The following is a 3,915-nucleotide window of genomic DNA, read 5'->3' on the forward strand; positions in this document are numbered from 1 at the left end:
GTGTGTGGGCGGGCTCCATGGTTCGACCCACTCCCCGTCGACGCGGAAACGCTGTTTCGGGGATGTGGAAGCCGAGTTGACGCCGCCCGCGATGACGAGTTCGTCCATGCCCGCGCGGATGCTCGCCGCCGCGCTCTGCACGGCGGCGAGTCCGGCGGCGCAGTGGCGGTTGTGGGCCAGGCCGGGTACGGAGGTGAGGCCGACGGTCAGTGCCGCGTGCCGGGCCACGACCCCGCCGCCGTAGAGGCCCTCGCCGAGGATCACGTCGTCGATCGCGTCCGGGTCGAGGTCGTCCGTGGCGGCCGCTGCGGCGACGATGTGGTGGGCCAGGTCGAACGCGGTGGTGTCGCGCAGGGTGCCCTTGACGGCGGTGCCGACGGGCGTGCGCAGGGCGGACACGAGGACTGCTTCAGGCATGGGTGGTCTCCAACTCGGCCAGCAGGGTGCGGCGCAGCAGCTTTCCGGTCTCGGTCTTGGGGAGTTCGGCGCGGAACACGATCGCGTCCGGGGTCTTGGAGGAGCGCAGCCGGTCCTTGACCCACTGGCGGACCTCCGCCGGGTCGCCCTCGCCGACCACGACGGCCACGATCCGCTGCCCCCACTCCGGGTCGGGCACACCGATCACCGCCGCCTCCACGATGCCGGGGTGGGCGACGAGAACGTCCTCTATCTCGGCGGGAGCGATGTTCTCGCCGCCGCGGATGATGGTGTCGTCGGCGCGTCCCTCGATGAACAGATAGCCGTCGGCGTCCAGTCGGCCCCGGTCCCGGGTGGGGAACCAGCCTTCCGCGTCCAGAGCGCTGCGTCCGCCGTACTCGCCGGAGATCTGCTCCCCGCGCACGAACACGAGCCCGGTCTCCCCGGCGCGGGCCGGCTTTCCGTCGTCGTCACGGATCTCGATCTCGACGCCGGGCAACGGCCGCCCCACGGACCCGAGTCGGTCCCGTACGGCCGGGTCGGACGCCGCCAGTGCCTCGCGGTGGTCGTCGGGCCCGAGGACCGCGACCGAGGAGGCCGTCTCCGTCAGGCCGTACGCGTTGACGAACCCCGTTCCGGGAAAGATCTGCAACGCCCGCTCCACCACGGGCCGCGGGGTCCTGGCGCCGCCGTAGGCGAGGCTCCGGAGTGTGGGTGTGCCGGCGTCGTCGGCGGGGACCTCCGCGACGATGCGGGCCAGCATGGTGGGGACGACGAGTGCGTGGGTGACCTGTTCGCGGCGCGCGGTCTTGAGCCACTCCCCCGCGTCGAAGGCGGACAGGTACACGAGGCGGCGGCCGGAGTAGAGGCTGGTGAGCAGGTTCATCAACCCGGCCACGTGGTAGGGCGGTACGGCCACGAGTGCCGCGTCGCCCTCCTCTGCGGAGGCGAACTCCTGGGTGTTGAGGACGTAGGCCAGGAGGTGCCGGTGGCGCAGCAGTGCCGCTTTGGGCTCGGCGGTCGTGCCGCTCGTGTAGAGGACCACCGCGACGGCGTCCTGGTCCTGGGTCAACTCCGGTGCGTCGGCGTCCTCTTCGGCGCTCAGCAGGTCGTCGAGGTCGGTGGGGCGCAAGACGAGGGCGTCGGGGTGGCGGGCCATGAGGCGGGCCAACTGGTGTTCGCCCAAGCGGTAGTTGAGCGGGATGAACGGGATGCCCGCCAGGGCTGCCCCGAACAGGGCCACCGGGTAGGCGAGGTGACTGGGGCTCAGGTACAGCACGGCCGGGTGGCCCCGGAAGCGGTGCGCGGCGGCGCGGGCGCGGGCGAGCAGGTCCGAGGCGGTCAGGGAGCGGCCGTTCGCCGTGACCACGGGCCGGTCGCCGCCCGAGGCCACCATCTCCAGAATCATGGTTATATTCATGAGAATGCTATTCTCGTCTCACTAGAGCGCTGTTCGCAAGAGAGGAAATCCTTGATGCAGATCAGTGGGAGCTCCGCAGTGGTCGTCGGCGGGGCGGGCGGCCTGGGCGAGGCCACCGTCCGTCGGCTGCACGCGGCGGGAGCGAAGGTCGTCGTCGCCGATCTGGCCGACGAGAAGGGCAAGGCCCTGGAGCAGGAGCTGGGTGTCCGCTACGTGCGCACCGACGCCACCTCCGAGGACGACGTCCAAGCGGCCCTGGCCGAGGCCGAGTCGGCGGGACCGCTGCGGATCTCGGCGGACGCGCACGGCGGCCCGGCGAGCGGTGGCCGGCTCGTCGGCAAGGACGGCTCGCCCCTCGACCTCGCGGGATTCCGCACGACGATCGACGTCTATCTCACCGGCGTGTTCAATGTGCTGCGCCTGGCCGCCGCCGCGATCGCCCGCCAGGAGCCGCTGGACGGCGGCCGGGGCGTCATCGTCAATACGGCCTCGATCGCCGCGTACGAGGGCCAGATCGGCCAACTCCCTTACGCCGCCGCCAAAGGCGGGGTCGTCAGCATGACCCTGGTCGCCGCCCGCGACCTCTCCCCGCTCGGCATCCGGGTCGTCACGATCGCGCCGGGCACGTTCAACACGCCGGCGTACGGCAAGGCGGGCGACCAGTTGGAGGCCTACTGGGGGCCCCAGATCCCGTATCCGAAGCGCATGGGGCAGCCGGTCGAGTACGCGGGTCTCGTGCAGCACATCGTCGAGAACGACTATCTCAACGGCGAGGTCGTCCGCCTCGACGGCGCCCTCCGGTTCCCGCCGAAGTAACCGGCATGGGCCAAGTGGCGGGCGTGGGCGGGCAGGTGAAGGGCAAGGTCGCGTTCGTCGCGGGCGCCAGCCGCGGCATCGGCCGTACGGTCGCGATGGCGCTCGCGGAGGCGGGCGCCTCGGTGGCCGTGGCCGCGCGTTCCGAGCGGGAAGGCCGGCTGCCCGGGACGATCCACTCGGTCGCCGACCGGATCACCGCGGCGGGCGGACGCGCCCTGCCGGTGCCCTGCGACGTGAGCGACGAGGCGTCGGTCGACGCGGCCGTCGCCGCCACGGTCGCGGAGTTCGGCGGAATCGACATTCTCATCGCCAATGCCGGGGTGCTGTGGCTCGGCCCGGTCGAGTCGACGCCGCTGAAACGCTGGCAGTTGTCGCTGGACGTCAATCTCACCGGGGTGTTCCTGGTGACCCGCGCGGTGATTCCGCACGTACGGGCGCGTGGTGGGGGCTCGTTGGTGGCCGTGACGACCGGCGGGGTGGGTATGACGGACCGGGGCGCCAACGCGTACTGGGTGTCCAAGGCGGCGGTCGAGCGCCTCTACCTGGGCCTCGCCACCGACCTGCGGAAGGACAACATCGCGGTCAACTGCCTTGCCCCGTCACGGGTGGTGCTCACGGAGGGGTGGCAGGCGGGTGGCGGGGGCCGGGAGATCCCGCCGGAGATGGTGGAGCCGCCGGAGGCGATGGCGCGGGCCGCGGTCCTCCTCGCGGGCCAGGACGCGACGGGCCTCACGGGAACCGTCCAGCGCTCCGAATCCCTTGCCTGAAAGGCGGTTGGCCTGCGGGCGACGCGGGACGCGCATGACTGTTCGGCATCTTCCGGGGCACTCGGGAGACAACGGCGCAGCCACCGGCATCACCGGTGGCTCGCCGTCCATCCGTAGGGGTTAACAGATGCTTGCATTCGTGGCGGCCGCACTCTTCTTCATCGCCTTCATCGTCCGTGTCACCGAGACGTCGACGCAGATCGTCTTCAGCTCGACGAGCCTCATGCTGCTCGGGCTCGCCTTCCTCGCCGCGCACTCGGCCGGCGTGGGGACCGGCTGGTCCGCGCGGCGGAGCAGCGGCCGTCGGCGCTGATGAAGCGGCGCGCTCCCTCGACAGCGCGCCTCCTTGGACAGCCGCCGGCCGGTCACCGTCCGGCGCGTTCTCGCACCGCCGCACAGACCCCACCGTCGACGAGAACGTCGATCCCGGAAATGAAAGCGGCCTCGTCCGACAACAGGAACGCCACCGCGGCCGCGACGTCCTCGGCCCGGCCC

Annotated in this window: 6 protein-coding genes; 3 read left to right on the plus strand and 3 right to left on the minus strand. The window is 71.7% G+C overall.

Features of this window, described 5'->3' with window-relative positions:
- Positions 1-417 (minus strand): thiolase family protein (locus AC31A1_RS48125; RefSeq protein WP_489659379.1); only part of this gene is annotated, 417 nt, incomplete at its 3' end.
- Entirely contained in the window at positions 410-1,837 is a 1,428-nt protein-coding gene (locus tag AC31A1_RS48130) for a class I adenylate-forming enzyme family protein (protein ID WP_489659380.1), read from the minus strand. The genes AC31A1_RS48125 and AC31A1_RS48130, both read right to left, overlap by 8 nt.
- 54 nt (positions 1,838-1,891) lie before the next feature.
- Between AC31A1_RS48130 and AC31A1_RS48135 the strand changes: the two genes are divergently transcribed.
- From AC31A1_RS48135 to AC31A1_RS48145, 3 genes are all read left to right on the plus strand, one after another.
- The gene (locus tag AC31A1_RS48135) at positions 1,892-2,653 is read left to right on the plus strand and encodes an SDR family NAD(P)-dependent oxidoreductase (RefSeq protein WP_489659381.1); all 762 of its coding nucleotides are present in this window, start codon (positions 1,892-1,894) and stop codon (positions 2,651-2,653) included.
- A gap of 5 nt (positions 2,654-2,658) precedes the next feature.
- Positions 2,659-3,420: an SDR family NAD(P)-dependent oxidoreductase gene (locus AC31A1_RS48140; protein WP_489659382.1), complete on the plus strand. Its 762-nt coding sequence runs from the start codon at positions 2,659-2,661 to the stop codon at positions 3,418-3,420.
- Positions 3,421-3,547: 127 nt separating this feature from the next.
- Positions 3,548-3,733 (plus strand): hypothetical protein, encoded by a 186-nt coding sequence (locus AC31A1_RS48145; RefSeq protein WP_489659383.1) that lies wholly within the window; start codon positions 3,548-3,550, stop codon positions 3,731-3,733.
- A gap of 52 nt (positions 3,734-3,785) precedes the next feature.
- On the opposite strand, the gene AC31A1_RS48150 is transcribed toward AC31A1_RS48145, so the two are convergent.
- Positions 3,786-3,915 (minus strand): SDR family oxidoreductase (locus AC31A1_RS48150; RefSeq protein WP_489659384.1); only part of this gene is annotated, 130 nt, incomplete at its 5' end.

This window comes from Streptomyces sp. P5F9 (assembly GCF_057961495.1).